Annotated in this window: 20 protein-coding genes; 9 read left to right on the top strand and 11 right to left on the bottom strand. The window is 69.0% G+C overall.

The window, feature by feature from the left end:
• Nucleotides 1–57 precede the first annotated feature (57 nt).
• A complete protein-coding gene (locus AC6LJ2_RS02960; RefSeq protein ID WP_498150721.1) occupies nucleotides 58–2,151 on the bottom strand; it encodes a TonB-dependent siderophore receptor in 2,094 nt (697 codons plus the stop codon).
• A gap of 225 nt (nucleotides 2,152–2,376) precedes the next feature.
• On the opposite strand from AC6LJ2_RS02960, the gene AC6LJ2_RS02955 reads away from it, so the two are divergent.
• Entirely contained in the window at nucleotides 2,377–3,135 is a 759-nt protein-coding gene (locus AC6LJ2_RS02955; RefSeq protein ID WP_263911817.1) for an AraC family transcriptional regulator, read from the top strand.
• Nucleotides 3,136–3,197: 62 nt separating this feature from the next.
• Here the strand turns inward: AC6LJ2_RS02955 and AC6LJ2_RS02950 are convergent, their stop codons facing one another.
• The 3 genes from AC6LJ2_RS02950 to tetR form a co-directional block, all read right to left on the bottom strand.
• Complete coding sequence (locus tag AC6LJ2_RS02950; RefSeq protein ID WP_498150720.1) at nucleotides 3,198–4,007, bottom strand: aminoglycoside phosphotransferase family protein; 810 nt, start codon at nucleotides 4,005–4,007, stop codon at nucleotides 3,198–3,200.
• A 57-nt stretch (nucleotides 4,008–4,064) separates the two neighbouring features.
• Nucleotides 4,065–4,514 (bottom strand): NUDIX hydrolase, encoded by a 450-nt coding sequence (locus AC6LJ2_RS02945; RefSeq protein ID WP_498150719.1) that lies wholly within the window; start codon nucleotides 4,512–4,514, stop codon nucleotides 4,065–4,067.
• Between the two features lie 85 nt (nucleotides 4,515–4,599).
• Nucleotides 4,600–5,193, bottom strand: a complete 594-nt coding sequence (gene tetR, locus AC6LJ2_RS02940; RefSeq protein WP_263911822.1) for a tetracycline resistance transcriptional repressor TetR — start codon at nucleotides 5,191–5,193, stop codon at nucleotides 4,600–4,602.
• Nucleotides 5,194–5,343: 150 nt separating this feature from the next.
• Between tetR and AC6LJ2_RS02935 the strand changes: the two genes are divergently transcribed.
• From AC6LJ2_RS02935 to AC6LJ2_RS02920, 4 genes are all read left to right on the top strand, one after another.
• On the top strand, nucleotides 5,344–6,210 hold the full coding sequence (locus AC6LJ2_RS02935; RefSeq protein WP_263911823.1) for a LysR substrate-binding domain-containing protein: 867 nt from the start codon (nucleotides 5,344–5,346) through the stop codon (nucleotides 6,208–6,210).
• 153 nt (nucleotides 6,211–6,363) lie between these two features.
• The gene (locus AC6LJ2_RS02930; protein WP_263911824.1) at nucleotides 6,364–7,149 is read left to right on the top strand and encodes an aldolase; all 786 of its coding nucleotides are present in this window, start codon (nucleotides 6,364–6,366) and stop codon (nucleotides 7,147–7,149) included.
• Nucleotides 7,150–7,190: 41 nt separating this feature from the next.
• Entirely contained in the window at nucleotides 7,191–8,516 is a 1,326-nt protein-coding gene (locus AC6LJ2_RS02925) for an MFS transporter (protein WP_498150718.1), read from the top strand.
• Nucleotides 8,517–8,523: 7 nt separating this feature from the next.
• Complete coding sequence (locus AC6LJ2_RS02920; protein WP_498150717.1) at nucleotides 8,524–9,123, top strand: 2-hydroxychromene-2-carboxylate isomerase; 600 nt, start codon at nucleotides 8,524–8,526, stop codon at nucleotides 9,121–9,123.
• A gap of 86 nt (nucleotides 9,124–9,209) precedes the next feature.
• On the opposite strand, the gene AC6LJ2_RS02915 is transcribed toward AC6LJ2_RS02920, so the two are convergent.
• From AC6LJ2_RS02915 to AC6LJ2_RS02900, 4 genes are all read right to left on the bottom strand, one after another.
• Nucleotides 9,210–10,493, bottom strand: a complete 1,284-nt coding sequence (locus tag AC6LJ2_RS02915; protein WP_498150760.1) for an ABC transporter substrate-binding protein — start codon at nucleotides 10,491–10,493, stop codon at nucleotides 9,210–9,212.
• Between the two features lie 99 nt (nucleotides 10,494–10,592).
• On the bottom strand, nucleotides 10,593–11,336 hold the full coding sequence (locus AC6LJ2_RS02910; protein WP_025140991.1) for a GntR family transcriptional regulator: 744 nt from the start codon (nucleotides 11,334–11,336) through the stop codon (nucleotides 10,593–10,595).
• A gap of 12 nt (nucleotides 11,337–11,348) precedes the next feature.
• Nucleotides 11,349–13,046, bottom strand: a complete 1,698-nt coding sequence (locus AC6LJ2_RS02905) for an AMP-binding protein (protein WP_263911831.1) — start codon at nucleotides 13,044–13,046, stop codon at nucleotides 11,349–11,351.
• 3 nt (nucleotides 13,047–13,049) lie between these two features.
• On the bottom strand, nucleotides 13,050–14,084 hold the full coding sequence (locus AC6LJ2_RS02900) for a cyclase family protein (RefSeq protein WP_445658745.1): 1,035 nt from the start codon (nucleotides 14,082–14,084) through the stop codon (nucleotides 13,050–13,052).
• A 181-nt stretch (nucleotides 14,085–14,265) separates the two neighbouring features.
• Between AC6LJ2_RS02900 and AC6LJ2_RS02895 the strand changes: the two genes are divergently transcribed.
• Nucleotides 14,266–15,261 (top strand): tripartite tricarboxylate transporter substrate-binding protein, encoded by a 996-nt coding sequence (locus AC6LJ2_RS02895; protein ID WP_263911835.1) that lies wholly within the window; start codon nucleotides 14,266–14,268, stop codon nucleotides 15,259–15,261.
• Complete coding sequence (locus AC6LJ2_RS02890) at nucleotides 15,258–15,980, top strand: SDR family NAD(P)-dependent oxidoreductase (RefSeq protein WP_498150716.1); 723 nt, start codon at nucleotides 15,258–15,260, stop codon at nucleotides 15,978–15,980. The genes AC6LJ2_RS02895 and AC6LJ2_RS02890 overlap by 4 nt, the downstream gene beginning before the upstream one ends.
• Nucleotides 15,981–16,001: 21 nt before the next feature.
• Here AC6LJ2_RS02890 and AC6LJ2_RS02885 read toward each other — a convergent pair whose 3' ends face one another.
• Nucleotides 16,002–16,397, bottom strand: a complete 396-nt coding sequence (locus tag AC6LJ2_RS02885; protein ID WP_263911838.1) for a hypothetical protein — start codon at nucleotides 16,395–16,397, stop codon at nucleotides 16,002–16,004.
• Nucleotides 16,394–17,266 carry a GlxA family transcriptional regulator gene (locus tag AC6LJ2_RS02880; RefSeq protein ID WP_498150759.1) on the bottom strand — a complete coding sequence of 291 codons (873 nt, stop codon included), beginning with the start codon at nucleotides 17,264–17,266 and terminating at the stop codon, nucleotides 16,394–16,396. Before AC6LJ2_RS02880 ends, AC6LJ2_RS02885 begins: the two co-directional genes overlap by 4 nt.
• 90 nt (nucleotides 17,267–17,356) lie before the next feature.
• On the opposite strand from AC6LJ2_RS02880, the gene AC6LJ2_RS02875 reads away from it, so the two are divergent.
• Entirely contained in the window at nucleotides 17,357–18,037 is a 681-nt protein-coding gene (locus AC6LJ2_RS02875; RefSeq protein ID WP_263911839.1) for a DJ-1/PfpI family protein, read from the top strand.
• A 102-nt stretch (nucleotides 18,038–18,139) separates the two neighbouring features.
• Here AC6LJ2_RS02875 and AC6LJ2_RS02870 read toward each other — a convergent pair whose 3' ends face one another.
• A complete protein-coding gene (locus AC6LJ2_RS02870; RefSeq protein ID WP_263911841.1) occupies nucleotides 18,140–18,622 on the bottom strand; it encodes an Lrp/AsnC family transcriptional regulator in 483 nt (160 codons plus the stop codon).
• 97 nt (nucleotides 18,623–18,719) lie between these two features.
• Here AC6LJ2_RS02870 and AC6LJ2_RS02865 point away from each other — a divergent pair, with 97 nt between their 5' ends.
• A complete protein-coding gene (locus tag AC6LJ2_RS02865; RefSeq protein WP_498150715.1) occupies nucleotides 18,720–19,385 on the top strand; it encodes a LysE family translocator in 666 nt (221 codons plus the stop codon).
• The last annotated feature ends 35 nt before the right edge of the window (nucleotides 19,386–19,420 follow it).

Raw genomic sequence — 19,420 nt, 5'->3', positions numbered from 1 at the left:
CGATCCCGGCAGCCGTTTGACAGCGGACAGGCCCGCGCCGCCGCGGGCCTGGGGCGCTCAGTAGGTGGCGCGCAGCGTCAGCATCACGTTGCGCGGTTCGCCATAGATGCCGTAGTAGCTGGACGGCACGCGGGCGTAGTAGCTGCGGTCAAAGACGTTGTTCAGCGTCAGCGAGGCGTCCAGGTTGCGGTTGATCTTGTAGCCGACCTGCGCGTCGACGACGGCGTAGCCGCCTTGCCACGAGACGTTGTTGCGGCTGGTGCGGCTTTGCGTGCGCACCCCGCCGCCCACGCGCCAGCCCGGCAGCACGTCGGGGGTGAAGCGGTAGGTGGTCCAGACCTTGAACAGGTGCTTGGGCGTTTCGGGGTCGACGATCTGGCCTTCCTGCGTGGGGTCCGACAGGTAGCGGGTCTGCAGGTAGGTGTAGCCGGCGTACAGGTCCCAGTTGGGCAGCAGGCGGCCGGTGATTTCGGCTTCCACCCCCTGGCTCTGGGCTTCGCCCTGGGCCAGGTAGCGGCCGGGGTTGGCATCGTCCGCCACGGCGCGGTTCTTGTCGCGGATGCGGAACAGCGCCAGCGAGGCGTTGGCGGCGCCGTCCAGGAATTCGCCTTTCAGGCCGACTTCGTACTGCTTGCCGGTGCGCGGCTTGAGCGGCTTGCCGTCGGCCGTCATCTGCCAGGCTTCCGAGAACGCGTAGACGTCCGAATAGCTGGCATAGGCGGACAGCCACGAATTCAGCTGCGCCACCGCGCCGTAGTAGGGCACGAACTTGCGCACCTCGGGGTCGCGCCGGGTGTCGCCCGGCGTGGGCAGCACCGCCTGCGTGGCATTGCGATACCAGCTCTGGCGCCCGCCCACGATCAGCGTCAGCGGGTCGGCGACGTTCAGGCTCAACTGGCCGTAGATGCCCATCTGGCTGGACTTGGACTTGTCGCCCGAGGTGTAGGGCAGGTCCGGGTGGGGCACGTCGATGTCGTCGATCGACACGTTGGTGTAGTTGGCGCCGCCCGAGCGGCTGTCCTGGTTGCGCTCGGCGTAGTTGGCGCCGATCATGGCCTGATGGGTGCGGCCGAAGAGTTCGAACGGGCCTGTGGCATGGGTGTCCATGCCCAGCCAGCGGATCTGGTCTTTCTGCACTTGCAGGCGGTAGCCGGCGCGGTCGTTGGCGGGGTTGACCGGGCCGTTGATGTAGCCGTAGCGGCTGTCCAGGTCGGTCGAGCGGTAGTTCATGGACACCTGGCCGGTCCAGCCATTGGCAAAGCGGTGGCTCAGTTCGGTATAGATTTCGGACAAGGTGGTGTCGCCGCGCGCCCAGTCGGTGCCGTAGAAGCCCTTGCGCGGCGAATCGACGAACTTGCCGTTCGAGTAGATCGACAGGCCGTAGTCGAACGGCGCCATGCGCTGGCGCTGGTAGGCGGCGGACAGGGTCAGCGTGGTGTTGGCCGTCAGGTCGAATTCCAGCGCGCCGTAGACCAGGCCCTGGCGGGTGTTGGCCTTGTCGAAGAAATAATCGCGGTCCTGTGCGGCGAAACCGGCGCGGGCGCGCACGCGGCCGTCCTCGGTGATCGGGCCGGTGGCATCCAGCTCGGTGCGATAGTTGTTCCAGGATCCCGCCATGACCGCGCCGGTCAGGCTGAAGGCGTCCTGCGGGCGCTTGCGCACCAGGTTGACGGTGCCGGCGGGGCTGCCAAAGCCTTGCAGCAGGCCGGCCGGGCCGCGCAGCACTTCCACGCGGTCGTACAGGGCCAGGTCGAACTGCGGCAGGTATTGCAGGGCGCCGTTGGCCGGGATGCCGTCGAACTGCACGTCGGCCTCGTAGCCGCGCGCGGTGAAGTAGGCGGTGCCGTCGCCGTAGGTCATGGCGCTGACGCCGGTGGTCTGGCGCAGGGCATCTTCCACGGTGACCATGTTCTGGTCGTCCATGCGCTGGCGCGTCACGATCGACACCGAATTGGGAATGTTGCGCACGTCGGCGCCGGTCTTGCTGACGGTGGCCTTGTTGGCGGTGTAGGACGGCACGCCTTCGGTCTGGCCGGGGTCCGACATCCTGTCAGCCGAACCGGTGACGCGCACCGGGCTCAGTTGCGGCACGGCGTCGTCGGCGCGGGCCAGGGCGGGCAGGCACGCCTGGGCCAGGAGGGCGGCGGCCACGGTCAGGCGCAGGCGGCGGGGTGCGGGTTGGGGGAAGGCAGCGGGGCGTGGGCCAAAAGCGACAGGGAGGCGTGCGGCGGGGGTCATTTTCTTTTGAAAACAATGGGAATCATTTGCATTAATGATAAAAAGCAAGTTCCCCGAACGCCGGACAGAAAATGTCGAAAAACGGACATAACTGTCTGCCTGCGCGTCGTTTGATCCATTGCTATCGAAAAACCGTCAATGCGAGAGTTTCCCGTCGAGGCGCCACCCGTGGTGGCACGCTCGTTTCACTATGAAGACGGCCAGCGCCAGGAGCCGCATTCGCACGAACGCATCCAGCTGATGTATTCGCCCACCGGCATCATGCGCGTCATGACCGAAGACGGCGCCTGGCTGCTGGCGCCGATGCGCGCGCTGTGGATTCCGCCGGGCGTGGCCCACGAGGTGCGCATGGTGGGCCAGGTCACCATGCGCTCGGCCTTCATCGCGCCGGACGCGGCGCCCTGGCTCTGGAAAGACACCTGCGCGCTGGACGTGGCGCCGCTGATGCGCGAACTGATCCTGGCGCTGAACCAGCCGGTCGCGCGTCACGGCCCGGTGCAGCGCCTGAGCGCCGAACTGCTGCTCAACCTGCTGGCCGGCACCGAGCGCCAGCACCGCCAGCTGCCGCTGCCGTTCGATCGCCGCCTGCGCAAGGTCTGCGCCGCCGTGCTGCAAACGCCGGGCAATGACGACACGCTGGAACAGTGGGGCGAGCGCATGGGGGCCAGCGCCCGCACGCTGGCACGCCGCATGAAGGACGAGACGGGCATGACGTTTCACCACTGGCGTTTGCAGGTGCGCATCGACGAAGGCATCTGCCGGCTGTTGCAGGGCCAGTCGGTGGTGAGCGTGGCGCGCGCGCTGGGCTATGCCAGCGCCAGCGCGTTCGTGTATATGTTCCGCAACCTGATGGGGGTGTCGCCCACGCGCTATCTGGAGCAGATTGCGCCAACATAGCGGGGTGGGCCGGGGCGTGGCTGGCCGGGGCCTGGCCTGCCGATCTTCGTGGCGCGAACCCGCTAGCCTTCCAGCAGCGCCAGCGCTTGCGCGGCGATGTTCAGGTCGATGGCCGCATCGTCGCCGTCGCCCAGGAACCACGCGGCCGACAGGCCGCACCAGGCCACCACCCATTGCAGCAGGCGGCGGCGGTCCAGGCCCGATTCGTCGACCATGATGTCCAGGCGCCGCTCGAAGCAGCCCGGCACGATGGCGACCGCCGGGTTCGGGTCGGCCAGGTCGGGGTTGCAGAACACGTTGGCGTAGTCGAACCCGCGTTCGCCATAGAGCCGCTTGGGGTCGATGACCAGCCAGCCGCGCTCGCCGAAATCCAGGATGTTGTCGTGATGCACGTCGCCGTGCAACACGACCTGGTCTTGCGGATCGTCGAGCAGCGCGCGGGCGTGGCGGGCACTGTGGGCCAGAAGGCCGCCACGCGCCTGCGCCATCGGCCACAGCTCGACGAACCATTCGCGCAGGGGCCGCAGCGGCGGCAGCGGCTTGGCGCGCGGCGCGTGCAGATCGCGCAGCACGCCGCAGATGATGCGGGTGGCGTCGTCGTCGCGCCCGGTGCGGGCATAGGCGGCCAGCGAACGCGTGCCGGTGGCGCGTTCGAGCAGGATGGCATCCGCGTCATGCGCCAGCACCCGGGCCGCGCCCTGGCCGTCCCACCAGGTCATCAGCACACCGCCCTGGCGCTCGTCTTCCTCGACCGACACCTTCAGCATGGCGGGCACGCCGGCCTGGCGTACCGGCAGCAGCCGCGCGGCGGGCGTGGTGATGGGCGCGCCGTCGGGCACGAGGTTCCAGCGGGACAGGTAGGGGTCGAACATGGGCGTGGATCGCTTGTTTGGCAGTAGGACGGGAAGGCCAGGATGGGGGCGCCAGCGCTAGCGCGCCTTGCCGGCCTGGGCCATCAGCGCCGCGGCCTTGTGCGCAATCGCCGCCACGCCGAAGCTGGTCGCCAGCGCCTGGCCGTCCAGGTCGGCCAGCGGCACCCAGCGCGCATCCTGCGCGTCGTCGGCTGCCACGGGTTCGCCGGACTGCCATTGGCACAGCACCGCAATCAGGATGTAGTGCCGGCGCAGCGCGCCGCGGTCGTCGTGGTCGAACACGTCGACGGCGTCGAACACCCTCAACGGCTTGGCGCGCACGCCGCATTCTTCGAACAGCTCGCGCGCGGCCGCGTCTTCCAGGCGTTCGCCGGCATCGATCTTGCCGCCGGGAAAAGCCCAGCGATGCTGGTCGGGCGGGTTGGCGCGCTGCACCAGCAGCACGTGGCCGTCGCGGATGACGGCGGCGATGGTGGCGGCGATGGGGCGTTGGGGGGAGGGTTGCATGGGAACTCCAGAATGCGTGGGGCGCGGGGGCGGCGACGGGCGGGTCGTTGGGGGGGGGCAGCCCGGGCAGGATCGTCGGGCAGGCCTAGCCCGGCGCCAGCCCGTCCAGCATCATCGCCAGGCCGAATTCGAAGGTGGCGTCGGGGCCTTGCTTGTCCAGCGCCTTCATGGCGCGGGCCAGGGCCGGCGGCGGGCTGGGCGGTTGGGCGCGATCGGGCGCGGCGGCGTCAAAGGCCTGCTGCTCCATCACCGAACCCACCACGTAGTGGCCGATCACCTGCAGCGCATTGGCCGCGCGCAGCGGTGTGAAGCCGGCATCGCACAACAGGTTCAGCTGGGCTTGCACGCGTTCGTACTGCGGTTCGGCGGGCCGGGTGCCGGCGTGAATGCGGGCGCCGTCGCGGTGGGCCAGCAGTGCGCGGCGAAAGCTGCGCGCGTTGGCCAGCAGGAATTCCTTCCAGGGGCCGCCGGGCGTCGGCATGGCTTGCATGTGGTCGCGCAGCATGGCCTCGGCCAGCGCGTCCAGCAGCGCCTGCTTGCTCTTGAAATGCCAATACAGCGCCGGCTGCTGCACCCCCAGGCGCTCGGCCAGCTTGCGGGTGGTGAGGCCATCCACGCCCACCTCGTCCAGCAGTTCCAGCGCGCTGGCGATGACGGCGTCACGTTGCAATTTGGCCATGCGGGGCTCCTTGTCGAGTCCGACAATTTATCACCGATCAATGGAAATCCCGATAGTGGCGCCGCGTGCCTTGGGGCACACTGTCAGCCGCGCCGTCTCGAGCGCAATCGATAAAGACGAGGCTTGCCGCAGGGCCTCGCAGGGGAAAGCATGGACCGCCAACTACGTTATTTCTTGCGGATCGCGGAATTGAAGTCGCTGTCGCGCGCGGCCGAAGACCTGGACCAGACGCAATCGGGCCTGAGCCGCCAGCTGGCCGCGCTGGAAGCGCACGTGGGCAAGCCGCTGTTCGTGCGCACGGGCCGCGGGGTCGAGCTGACCGAAGCCGGCACGCGCCTGCTGGACGGCATCGTGCCCGCCTATCGCAGCATCGACCAGACGCTGGAGGCCGTGCGCCAGCGCGAAGGCGTGACGCAGGGCTCGGTGCGGCTGGCCACGGTGCATACGCTCAGCTACTACTTCATGGCCGAGGTCGTGGCGCAGTTCGTCAGCAGCCGCGAGCACGTCAACCTGTCGGTCATGGGCCGCAGCTCGCCCGAGGTGGTGGCGCTGGTGGAAAGCGGCAAGGCCGACATCGGCTTTGTCTATGACGCCGCGGTGGCCTCCGATGCGCTGGCGTCCACGCCGCTGTTCGACGACGACATGTGCCTGATCGTGCGGCGTGGCGTGGACGTGGCCGACAGCGTCGACCTGGGCGCCATGGCCCTGCGGCTGGTGGGTTTTCCGCCGCACTATGCGCTGCGCAAGATGATCCACAGCGCCGGCCTGCAACCGGAATTCGTGGCCGAAGCCGAGACCATCGACGCCATGCTCAAGCTGGTGTCGTCGGGGGTGGGGGCCTGTATCCTGCCGTCGCGCATTCCCGAAAAACTGCTGGCCGACTATGAATTGCGCAAGGTGGCCATTGCCAGCCCGGTGCTGCGCCGCCGGGTGGTGGCCATCACCCTGGCCCAGCGCGAACCGTTGCCGCTGGTGGGTGAACTGCTGGCCTGCGCGCGCCGCATCGCGCGGGGGTAGGGTGGCGGGGGCAGACCCTGCCGCTGGCCGGCCCTCGACGGCCGCCGAATACCTGCTATGACCCACGCTGCATGGCTTGATGCCGCCAAGGTTTCCATACTGCTTCCCATGGCGCGGGGTCCGTCCGCGCCGTCCGCCATGACAGGAGACAGCATGGACAACGCCTTGCGCGAAAAAGCCTATTTCGACACCCGCGCCACCCAAGAGATGGCTCAGCACCTGCGCGCCGTGCCGCGCACCCCCCAGGAGACCATGGCCTACGCCTGCCGCATCCTGGCGATGACCGAGCAGGAAGCCGGCCTGGCCGGCCAGATCAGCGTGCGGTCCGAGCGCCCGGGCGCCTACTGGACGCTGCGCTTCGGCCTGGGGTTCGACGAGGCCACCCCCGCCGACTTCATCGAGGTCGACCGCGACCTGAATACGCTGACCGGCGATGGCATGGCCAATCCGGCCACGCGCTTTCACCTGTGGGTGTACGAGGCCCGGCCCGACGTGCGCTCGATCATCCACACGCATTCGCCGTGGGCCTCGGCGCTGGCGGCGGCGCGCCAGCCGCTGGTGATCTCGCAGATGGACATGACGCCGCTGCACGACGACTGCGCGTTCCTGGGCGAGTGGCCCGGGGTGCCCATCGCCGACCAGGAAGGCGTGATCATCTCGGCCGCGCTGGGCGCCAAGCGCGCCATCATCCTGGCGCACCACGGCTACCTGACGGCGGGCGCCAGCTGTGAGGAAGCGACCTATCTGTCGGTCTACCTGGAACGTGCGGCGCGCATGCAGATCCGGGCGCAGGCCTTCGGCCCGCTGACGCCGGTGGACGACGCCTTGGCGCGCGAAGCGCACGACTATCTGCTCAAACCGTCCATCGTGCGCGCCACGTTCGACTACTGGTGCCGCCAGACGCACGGCATTGCGCCGTTGCCGCTGCCCGGCCGTTAAGCGCTGTTTTCCATACGAACATTTCAAGGGGAGTCACGAAGATGACGTCCAAGACACCACGCGCGCGCTCACGCCGCGACTACGTCACGGCCGGCCTGGCCAGCATGATGGGCACCACCATCGAGTGGTACGACTTTTTCCTGTACGGCACGGCCGCCGCGCTGATCTTCAACAAGATCTTCTTTCCGTCGTTCGACCCGTTGACGGGCACGCTGGCGGCCTTTGCCACCTATTCGGTGGGCTTTTTCGCGCGGCCGCTGGGCGGCGTCATCTTTGGCCATTACGGCGACAGGATCGGGCGCAAGTCCATGCTGCTGATCACGCTGCTGCTGATGGGCGTGCCCACCATCCTGATCGGGCTGATTCCGTCGTACGAGCAGATCGGCTACTGGGCCGCGGTGCTGCTGGTGCTGATGCGTTTCCTGCAGGGCATCGCGGTGGGCGGCGAGTGGGGCGGGGCGGTGCTGATGGCCGTCGAGCATGCGCCCGAAGGCAAGAAGGGCTTTTTCGGCAGCCTGCCGCAGGCGGGCGTGGCGCCGGGGCTGATCCTGTCGTCGCTGGCGATGGGGGCGGTGGCCGCGCTGCCCGAAGCCGACATGCTGGCCTGGGGCTGGCGCCTGCCGTTCCTGGCCAGCGTGGTGCTGTTGCTGGTGGGCTGGTTCATCCGCGTCAAGGTGGCCGAGTCGCCGGACTTCGAGCAGATGCGCGAGCAGGGCGCCAAGGTGGAAGTGCCGGTGGCCGTGGTGCTCAAGCACCACCGGCGCGCGCTGCTGACGGTGGTGGGCGCCCGGCTGGCCGAAGTGACCTGGTTCTACACGGTGGTGACGTTTTCGCTGGCCTATGCCACGGGCACGCTGGGCATTGCACGTTCCGTGATGCTGGACGCCACCATCTGGGGGGCGGCGCTGGCGCTGTTCACCATGCCGTTGTTCGGCGTGCTGGGCGACAAGATCGGCCACAAATGGGTCTTCATGGCGGGCGCCGTGGGCATCCTGGCCTGCGCGCCGCTGTTCTTCCAGCTGCTGGCCACAGGCCAGACCGCCTGGATCATCACGGCGGTATGCCTGGCGGTGGGATTGGTCTACGCTTGCCTGTACGGCCCGGAGGGCACGCTGTTTTCCAGCCAGTTCCCGGCCGAGGTGCGCTACACGGGCATTTCGCTGGCGGTGCAGGTGTCGGGCGCCATCGGCGGGGGCCTGGCGCCCATCGTCGCGACCTGGCTGCTGGCCAAGGCGGGCGGCGATCCGAAGTACGTGGTGGCCTACCTGAGCGTGCTGGGGGTCATCGCCGTGTTCAGCGCCTGGCGCATGCGAGGCGATACGCCGGCGCGGCTGGCGCGGGCCGTTCCGACCGGCGTGCGAACCTGAGGACGACATGAAGACGATCGACTATTACTTCTGGATGAATTCCGACTGGGCCTACCTGGGTGCCGACCGGCTCGAAGCCCTGGCCGCGCGTCACCAGGCGCGCATCCGCTACCTGCCGGTGGACCTGCCCGACGTGTATTCGCGCACCGGCGGCGTGCTGCTGGGGCAGCGTTCGCCTGAACGCCAGGCCTACCGCGTGGCCGAACTGGCGCGCTGGTGCCGCAGGCTGGGCATTGCCGTCAACCCCAAGCCGGCGTTCATGTGCCCGGACGCGGGGCTGGCCTCGCGCATCGTCATCGCGGCGGATCGCGCCGGGTTGCCGGTGGCGGCGCTGTACAAGGCCATCCTGAAGGCCGAATGGTGTGATGAGCAGGACATTTCGTCGCCGGCCACGCTGCATGCGATCGTCGTGCAGCAGGGGCTGGATGCCGACGCGCTGCTGGCCGCGGCCGAGCGGCCCGACGCCGGGCAGATCTACCGCCAGAATACCGATGCCGCGGTGGCGGCGGGCGTGTTCGGCTCGCCGTCGTACGTGTATCGCGGCGAGCTGTTCTGGGGGCAGGACCGGCTGGACATGCTGGAAGAGGCGGTGGCCGCGCCGGCATGACGCGCTGCCTGATCGGGCCGGCCAGGCGTGACGCGCTGCGGTCCGGCCCGGCCCGCGCGACCGCGCGGACCGGGCCAACGCGCCGGCTACTTCGCCGCCGCCTTCACCAGCGGGCAGGTGGACTTGGACAGCGGCATGAAGGCCTCGTCGCCCGGCACCGTGGCCACCAGCTTGTAGTAGTCCCAGGGCCGTTTGGATTCAGACGGCTTTTTCACTTCGAACAGGTACATGTCGTGCACCATGCGGCCGTCTTCGCGGATGCGGCCGTTGGTGGCGAAGAAGTCGTTGATGGGCATGGCCTTCATCTGCTTCATCACGGCGTCCGGCGCGTCCGTGCCGGCGGCCTGCACCGCCTTCAGGTAGTGCATCACTGACGAATAAGTGCCGGCCTGGCTCATGTTGGGCATCTTCTTGAGCTTGTCGTAATAGCGCTGCGACCAGGCGCGGGTCTGGTCGTTCATGTCCCAGTAGAAGGCCTCGGTCAGCATCAGGCCGCTGGCCGCGTCCAGGCCGATGGCATGGATGTCGTTGATGTACAGCAGCAGGCCGGCCATCTTCTGGCCGCCCTGGGTCAGGCCGAATTCGCTGGCCGCCTTGATGGCGTTGACCGTGTCGCCGCCCGCGTTGGCCAGGCCCACCACCTGGGCGCGGCTGGACTGCGCCTGCAACAGGTACGAGGCAAAGTCGCTGGACCCCAGCGGATGCCGCGCGGCGCCCAGCACGGTGCCGCCGCGGGCCTTGACCACTTCGGTGGCCGAGGCCTGCAGCGTATGGCCGAAGGCGTAGTCCGCCGTCAGGAAGTACCAGCTCTTGCCGCCTCGGTCGACGATGGCGCGGGCCGTGGTGTTGGCCAGCGACCAGGTGTCGTAGGTGTAGTGCACCGAATACGGCGAGCACAGGTCGTTGGTGATGCGTTCGGTGCCGGGGCCGCTGAAGACCACGATCTTCTTTTTCTCGCGCGCCACTTCCAGCACCGCCAGCGCCGGTGCCGAGCCGGCCACGTCCAACACGGCGTCGACCTTCTGCGTGTCGTACCACTCGCGGGCGCGGGCCGCGGCGATGTCGGCCTTGTTCTGGTGGTCAGCCACCAGCAGGTCGATCTTCTTGCCCAGCACCGTGCCGCCGAAGTCGTCGATGGCCATCTGCGCGGCGGTGGCGCTGCCCTTGCCGGTCACGTCGGCGTAGACGCCGCTCATGTCCAGGATCAGGCCCAGCCGGACGATGTCGTCCGAGATGGCGGGGGCGGACGGGGCCTGGGCGGCAGTCGGTCCGGCCCAGGCCAGGGCCGCGGCCAGCAGGGCCGCTGAAGGGGCAAGCCGCGCCAACAGGCGGCGCGGCGGGGTGCTGCGTTGCTGCGAAATCCGGGGCATCGGGATCATGGTTGTCTCCATTTATGGTTATGCCGGATACGTGCGGGGGCTGGCAGGCGCTTGGGCTAAGCCGCGCCTTTTTGAATGGGGGGCGCGCGGCTAGCGCTGCGTCAGCAGGTCGAACTCCATTCGGACCTTGCGGAACGGAAACTCCAGCCGCGCGAAATACACCACGCGGCCGTCGATACAGGCGTAGCGGCGCAGTTCGGCGACGGGGGACGACACGGGAATCTGCAGCGATTCCGCCGATTCCTGGCCCGCCTCGATCACGTTCAGGACCTGGCGCGCCTCGCTGATGCGGGCGCCGTAGAACTGGTCCAGCACCGGTGCCACGGTGCTTTTCTGGATGCGGGCGCGGTGCTTGCGAAACAGGCTGCTTTCCAGGAACACCTCGCTGTAGCAGAAGGGGCCGGCATCGGTGGTATGCACGCGCCGCAGGTACTGGAAGCGGCCACCGCGGTCGGCCTCGCACGGCATGCCCAGGGTGTCCGGCAACGGCGAATCGGCGCTGGATTCCACCAGCGACACGGTGCCCAGCTGGTTGCTCAGTTCCACGGTTTCGGCCCAGGTCTTGGGAATCAGCAGCGTGGGGGTTTCGGGCAGCGCGGCATTGACGAAGGTGCCCGACCCGCGCGAACGCCGGATCAGGCCGTCCTGTTCCAGAAGGCCGAACGCCTGGCGGATGGTGGCCCGCGAAATGCCGTAGGTGTCCATCAGCGATTCCAGCGGCGGAATCTGCTGGCCGGGCCGCCAGGTGCGGTTCTGGATGTGGCTGCGAAATAGCGCGGCCGCCTGCAGGTACAGGGGCTGGGGACTGTGCGAGAAAAGCTTGCGCGCGGGCATGGGTCGGCGGAATCAAGGGGAAAGAGGGGCGGCGAGCAGGGCATCGGCCATGTCGCGCAATCGGTGTTTCTGGATTTTCACCGAATTGGCGCTTTCCACCGACGGAAAGGCGTCCAGGGCGGTAAAGCCCACGGGCACCTTGAAACCGGCCATTGCCTGCTTGCAGGCGGCAGTCCAGCCGGCCGCATCGGCCGCCGCGCCGGGGTGCAGCAGCACGAAGGCGTAGGGCACGGTCTTGCCGTCGCGGCTGGCGCCGACCACCTGGCAGGCGCGCACGCCCGGCAGCGTTTCCACGACCTGTTCGATTTCCACCGGGTTCACCAGAAAGCCCGACAGCCGCAGCGAGTCGCCCATGCGGGTCTGGAACACGAACTGGCGCGGATTCAGCGTGTAGCCCAGGTCGCCCGTCTTGAAGTAGCCGTCTTCGGTAGCGGCGCGGGCCGTGGCGGCGGGGTTGTCCAGGTAGCCCTGCATCAGGCTGGGCGACAGGATTTCCAGTTCGCCCGATTCGCCGTGCGGCAGCACCTTGCCGCTGGCCGGGTCGCGTGCCCGCACCCGGGCGTCGGGGTAGACCAGCGTGCCCCCGGGCTGGTGGCGGGCCGACACGTCGCCGTCGGCGGCCTCGCGCGGCTGGCCGGCCACCAGGGCGATCAGTTCGCTGGAGCCGTACAGGCCGGTCAAGGGCACGCCGGCCTCGCGGGCCAGGTCCAGCATGTGGTCCAGCGCGGGGGTGAAGCTGGCAAAGCCGAACAGCCGCGCCGAGGCGAAGCCGCCGGGCGCGGCGGCGCGCATCATGGCGACCAGCGCCTCGTTGTTGGCATAGGTATGCGTGACCTGGTGGCGCTGTACCGCGGCAGCGGATTCGGCGGCATCGAATACCGGTGCGCACACCACCGGCGCGCCTTGCGCCAGGCCGCCCACCAGGGTGGCAAAGCCGAAGGCGCCGCAGAACGGCGCGCTGGCCAGGATGCAGGTGCGGGCGTCGTAGCCGAAGGCGCGGGCCACCGCCGCGCCGTGGCGCAGCAGCGTCGTCTGGTCGTGCAGCACGAACTTGGGCTGCGAGGTGGTGCCGGACGTGGTGAAGCACAGCACGCCGGCATTGGGTTGGGCGGGCGGCGGGGTGTCGGGGCAGGCCAGGAGTTCGGCGTAGGCGTGGCGGGGCCGGCCGTCCAGGGGCGCCTGGTTGGATGCGTCGTCCGGCCCGGCGTCCTCGGCCACCGCCACCACGCCGCGCAGGCGGGCCAGGTGCTCGGGCGCGACGTCGTTCAGGATGCCCTGGAAGTCGATGCCCTTGAAGCCCGGCCAGAACACCAGCCAGTCGGCGCGGCCGCGGCCCAGGATGTCGGCCACTTCCAGCGCGCGAAAGCGTGTGTTCACCGCCAGCACCAGCGCCCCCAGGTGGGCGGCGGCCAGGAAGGTCTCGACCCAGGCGGCGCAATTGGGCAGCCAGACCGCCACGCGGTCGCCGGGCCGCACGCCGGCGCGCGCCAGGCCGGCGGCCAGGGCGCGGCTGCGGGCGAGCAGTTGCGCGTGGCTGACGGGCCGGTCGCGGTCGATCAGCGCGGGGGCATCGGGCTGGCGCGCGGCCAGGGCGTCCAGGTGCTGCGAAAACGTGGCGGAGAGCGGGGGCAGGCGCGGCGCGGCGGGTGTGACGATGGACTTGGCGGCGGACGGGGCTGTGAACGGGGCCGGGGCAACAGGCTGCGTCATGGCTTACACCGTGGCGATGGGAGTGACGGGCGAACCGACGGCGCCGGGCATGCGTAGCGGCGGCGCGGTCAAGAGAAAGCGGTTGCGGCCCTGCGTATGCAGCCAGTCGGCCAGCGCCTTCAGGTACCACAGCTCGGCCAGCGGCACGCCCAGCTTGAACAGGCAGTGATGGTGCAGCGGCAGGATCGAATGGCCGGGCCCCGAGGTGCGTGCCGGATAGGCTTCCACCGCGTAGTTGTCGGCGCAGATGGCCGCCACGCCGCTGTCGGTGATCCAGCCCAGCAGCGCCGGGTCGGCGCCGTCCAGCACCGCGCCGGTCTGCTCCAGCCGGTGCGGATCGGGCTGGCCGTTCATTTCCACCAGCGTCTCGGCAAAGCCGGTGCGCAGCACCAGCATGTCCCCCGGTTCGACCACCACCTGCTGTTCGCGCATCGCCGCCTGCAGCTGGGTGTGGCCGATGAGCGTACGGCCGGGGCCGAAGGCGCGCGCCAGGTCGACCAGCACGCCGCGACCCTGCATGCCTTTTTCGGCGTAGCGGTGGATGCCGAGCTTGCGCGCATACGAACCGCCGGGCGGGCAGCAGTCGCCCGGGGCGGCATCGTCGCCGCCGAACACGTCCACGCCGGCCGCGTAGCCGTTGTAGTAGACGCGGCGGGCCTCGCCATCGCCCTGGATGTCGAACTGCGCGCCGACGTGGCACAGGCCGTCCCATTGGGTCGAATACTGCATGCTGAGCGTGACCTGGTCGTCCGACAGCACATCCACGGCCTCGGGCTGCAGACGCGACATGGCGAAGTTCAGGTAGGGCGCGCCGTCGCGGAAGGTGGGCTTGAGCACCGGTGGGTGGCGGCGCGGGTTCAGCACGTTGCCGCCGGGCAGGTCCAGCGGCAGCGACAGGCAGAACACCTTGCCCGTGCGGACCTCGCGCACGGCTTGCAGCACCTTTTCCTCGGTCAGGAGGTTCAGCCGGCCGATCTCGTCGTCGGGGCCGAAATCGCCCCAGGTGGAACCTTCGGGCCGTTGCGTCCAGCGTTTCATGGGCATGTCTCCGGTCTGTTTTTCGTGTGCTTGTGAATATAGTCCGTATTTACGTACTATAGGAAGCACCTGTCGGCCGCGCGTGCCGCCCGTCATGCCGGACCGCAGGAAAAAAAGGCAATCCGCCGCCGGCGGAGCCAATAGAAATCCGCGATCAGCGGATTCGCGAGGAGACAGATCCATGACGCATTCCCTGCATCGCCGTGCCGGGCGGCGGGCGCTGGCTGCGGCCGCCCTGGCTGCGCTGGTCCTGTCCGCGGCGCACGCCGCGGGCTATCCGGAGCATCCCGTCACCGTGGTCGTGCCGTATCCACCGGGCGGCGGCGCGGACCTCTTCGGCCGCGCCATCGCCAACGCGCTGCAGCCGGGCCTGAAGCAGACGGTGCTGGTCGAGAACAAGCCCGGCGCCGGCGGCAACATCGGCATGGCCTACGTGGCCCGCGCCAAGCCCGACGGCTATACGCTGGGCCTGGGCACCATCGGCACGCAAAGCATCAACCCGTTCCTGTACGCCAACATGACGTTCGACCCCGAGCGCGACCTGGTGCCGATCGCGCTGGTGTCCACCACGCCCAACGTCATTGCCGTCAGCGCCAAGTCGCCCTACAAGACCGTGGCCGACGTGATCCAGGCGGCCCGGCAATCCAAAGACAGGAAGCTGACCTATGCCTCGCCCGGCATCGGCTCGTCGGTGCACCTGACGGGCGCCTATTTCGAGGCGATGGCGGGGGTGACGATGCTGCACGTGCCGTTCAAGGGCACGTCGGCGTCGCTGCCGGCGGTGGCGGGCGGACAGGTCGACCTGCTGTTCGACAACCTGCCGGGCGCGCTGGCGCAGATCAAGGACGGCAACCTGGTGCGCGGCGTGGCCGTCACCTCGGCCACGCGCGACCCGTCGCTGCCCGACCTGCCCACCGTGGCCGAGTCCGGCCTGCCGGGCTTTGACGTCACGGCCTGGTTCGCGCTGTATGCGCCGCGCGGCACGCCGGAAGCGGTCGTCAAGCAACTGATCGAGGCCGCGCGTACGGGCCTGGCCACACCAGCCATTGCCGCCAATTTCGCCACCCTGGGCGCCCGGCCGGGTACCCTGTTCGGCCCCGATCTGGCCGCCTTCGAGCGCGACGAGCGCAAGAAATGGGGCAGCCTCATCAAAGACAAAGGAATCACCGCGCAATGACCCCCCCTATTGCATTGGTCACCGGCGGCAGCCGGGGTATTGGCCGCGCCATCGTTGCGCGCTTGTTGCAGGACGGCTTTCGGGTCGTCAACTTCAGCCGCCGCGCACCCGACGAAACCCTGCCCGGCGAGACCTTCCAGTCCGTCGACCTGGGCGATGCCGCGGCCACCATCGCGGCGGCCGGCGCGCTGGTCGCCGCGCAGCCCGTGCTGCACCTGGTCAACAACGCCGGCATGATCCAGGTCGCCGATATCGAGGCCGTTACCCAGGAAGACCTGGCGCGCACCGTGGCGTTGAACCTGACCGCGCCGCTGCTGCTGATGCAGGCGCTGCTGCCGGGCATGCGCCAGGCGGGCTACGGCCGGGTGGTCAACATCGGCAGCCGTGCGGCGCTGGGCAAGCCGGGGCGCTCGGTCTATGGCGCGACCAAGTCCGGCCTGGTCGGCATGACCCGCACCTGGGCGCTGGAACTGGGCAAGGCCGGCGTCACCGTGAACACGGTGGCGCCCGGGCCCATCGCCACCGAGCTGTTCGATCAGTCCAACCCGCCGGGCGAGCCGAAGACCGTGGCGCTGGAAGCGTCCATTCCCGTAGGGCGGATCGGCCGGCCCGACGACGTGGCGCACGCAGTGGCCGGTTTCCTGGACCCGCGCGCGGGCTTCATCACCGGGCAGGTGCTGTACGTGTGCGGGGGGATGTCGGTGGGGTTGGCGGGGTAGGGGCCGGGCGGCGGCGGCCTGTCAGCCGGTGCCGTCGCTGCCGTCCAGCGGCCACGGAAAGTCCGGCGTGATGCGCAATTCCAACCCTGCCTGCGACAGCAATTGGTGCAGCCGGATCACTTCATGCGCCAGCTGGTCTTCGGCTACCGGCAGGTTTTGCGTGATCAGGTCGCGCGCCCGCTTGACGCCGATGCCCAGCGCCACCGACAGGCGGGCGATGGCGGTGGCCGTGCCCAGCGCGCCGGGCGTCGCCCACAGCGTGTAGGGCGTACGGTCGTGGAAGGGATGGTTGGGGTTGGTCGTGGCCACCATCCAGCCGCACGCCGTGCAACGCGCGATCAGGCTCAGGCCCTGTTCGGCCACGATTTGGGGCTGGCCGCATTCGGGGCAGGGCGATTGCGTGATGCGTTCGGTCATGGCGCCAGCCCCATGACGTGGCGCAGCGTCTTGCCGGACACCTTGCCCGAGGCCTGCAACGCCACGGCGCGTTCCTGCCGCAGCCGGCGCAGCACTTCGGCCGGCGTCACGCCGAAGTGGGCGGCGAACTTGCGCTGGAAGGTGCGGCGCGACATATGGCAGGCATCCGCCATGTCGTCCACCGACCAGCGCGCCGACAGGCTGGCTTCGATCTTTTCCACCAGGTCGCGAAACGGCGCGGCCATGCGGTCCTGCAGCCGCAATGACTGGCTGTACTGGCGCTGGTCGCCATTTCTGCGCATGAACACGACCAGGCGCCGCGCCACGTCTTGCGCCACCTGGGCGCCGACGTCGCGTTCGATCAGGGCCAGCGCCAGGTCGATGCCGGCGGTTACGCCTGCCGAGGTCCAGATGGCGCCGCTTTCGATGTAGATGCGGTCGTCTTCCACCCGCAGGCCGGGATGCAATTGGCGCAACCGGTCAGCCGAACGCCAGTGCGTGGTCACGCGGCGGCCCTCCAGCAGGCCGGCCGAGGCCAGCAGGAAGGCGCCGGTGCAGACGCTGCACGTGCGGCGCGCCTGCGGGCTGCGGCGGCGCAGCCAGGCCAGTGTTTCGCCGTGGGCGCTGGCCTGGTCGATGCCGGGGCCGCCGGGCACGAACAGCATGTCGATCGGCGAATCGTCATCATGGCCGAGGGTGGCGTCGGCCTGCATGCGCAGGCCCTGGTCCCAGGTGGATACCACCGGCGCGGCGGCCACGGTGGCCAATTGGTAATAGGGGGCGCCGCCTTCTTCGTTGGCGGCGCTGAAGGCCTGCCAGGGGCCGGCCAGGTCCAGCGGCTGGAAACCGTCGTACAGCAGGAACACAATGCGCTTTGGCGCGATCGCGGGTGCATTTGGCGCACGCTCGCCGGCGCGTCCGCCTACCCTGGCGTTTCCATTCTGCGAAGGAGCATCGTCATGCATGTGAATATTCTCTTGTTCGAAGGGCTGACCCAGCTGGATATGACGGGGCCGTACGAGGTGCTGGCCGCCGCGCCTGGCTTTACCGTGGATTTTGTCGCAAAAACGCTTGCGCCGGTGCGCAGTGATCGCGGCCTGCGGTTCGTGCCCACCCAGACGCTGGCATCCGCGCCGCCGTGCGACTTGCTGGTGGTGCCGGGCGGGCCGGGCACGGATGATGCCATCGTTGATCCGGACTGGGTAGCCTTTACCCGCCGCCAGGGGTTGGCGGCGGGGCACGTGTTCGGCATCTGCACGGGGTCGCTGCTGTTGGGCGCGGCGGGCCTGCTGCGCGGCAAGCACGCGTCCAGCCACTGGCGGGCGCGCGAGCTGCTGGCGCATTTCGGCGCGATCCCCACCGATGAGCGCCTGTGCGTGGACGGCAAGTTCTTCACGGCGGGCGGCGTCACGTCCGGCATCGACATGGCCCTGAAAGTGGTGGCCACGCTGTGCGGCGACGCCGTGGCCAAGCAGATCCAGCTGCAGATCGAATACGACCCCAAGCCGCCGTTTCCGGGCGGCACGCCCAAGACGTCGGAACCGGCCATCGTGCAGCGCTATCTGGACATGTCCCAGGCGCGTTTCGAGACGCGTCGCGCGGCGGTCGAGCGCGCCGCGGCGGCGATGCCGCGGGATTAGGGCCTGTGCGAGGTTTCTTTTAGTGTTGCAGGCCCTGGGCGGCTTGTGGCGCCAGCGGGCGCTTGAGGCCCGCCAGCAGGTGCGGCCGAGGCGGTTGTGCGCCTAGCGCCCCAGATGATCCAGCGGCAACGGGCCGTGCGGCTTGACGGTCTGGATCGCGAAGTTGCTGCGGATGTCCTTCACGCCGGTCAGTTTCAGCAAGGTGCCCAGCAGGAAGGTCTCGTAGGCGCGCAGGTCCGGCACCACCACCTGCAACAGGAAGTCGGACTCGCCCGACACCAGGTGCGCGGCCACCACTTCGGGCAAGGCGCTGACTTCCTTGCGGAACTGGGCGGCATCGCGCTCGTGATGGCGCTCGACCTTGACGCCCACGAACACGGTCAGGCCCAGGCCCACCTCGTCGGGCGCCAGCCGCGCCTCGTAGCCCTGGATCACGCCGGCTTCTTCCATCAGGCGCACCCGCCGCAGGCAAGGCGACGGCGACAGGCCGATCTGCTCGGCCAGCTCCACGTTGGTCAGGCGGCCGTTCTTCTGCAAGGCTTCCAGAATGCGGCGGTCGAAGGCGTCCAATTCGCGTTTTGGCATGGAATTTATGTACGTTGATATTTATTGGTGAAATATGCCAATAATGCTACTCCAAGTGGCATGAATAGAAGGCACATGCCGATGCCTATTCCCTAGAATGACCGCATTCCAAGTCGTTGAAATGAGGGTGGTCATGGCCGATATGGCGTTGTTCCTGGGGGCGTTGCTGGTGGTCTATGTGGTGCCCGGGCCGGACATGATCCTGCTGCTCGAAACCGGCGCCTTGCGCGGCCGGGCACCGGCCCTGGCCGTGGCAGTGGGCCTGGCGATAGCCCGCGCCGCCCACGTGACGCTGGCCGCGCTGGGGTTGGCGGCGCTGTTCAAGACGCATCCGTGGGCGTTCGACGCGGCGCGCACGGTGGGCGGCTGCTACCTGGTGTGGCTGGGCGTGCGTCTGCTGCGCGCCGGGCCGCTGTCGTATGACGTGGCGACCCAGGCGCAGGCCGCCGCGCGCGGCAAGGGCCTGGCCGCGGCGCTGCTGAGCGGCGTGCTGACCAATGTGCTCAATCCCAAGGCGTTGCTGTTCTGCTCGGTGCTGCTGCCGCAGTTCGTGTCGCCGGCCCAAGGCAGCATCGGCCAGCAGTTCGCGGTGCTGGGCGTGGTGCTGGTGAGCCTGGGGCTGACCTTCGACGTGCTGTGCGCGCTGGCCGGCGGCGCGCTGGGCCGCTGGCTGGCGGCGCGGCCGCGGGTCCGCAAGTGGCAGGGCGCGGTGTTCGGCACCGCGCTGATCGGGTTCGGCTTGAAGCTGACCTTGAGCCGGTAGGCGCAGGGGGCGGCTCGGCCAAATAAAACGGACCA

It is taken from the genome of Achromobacter sp. 1014246743, from assembly GCF_059760725.1.
The sequence above is the reverse complement of the archived record's forward strand: the minus strand, read 5'-3'. Positions and strand labels throughout refer to the sequence as shown.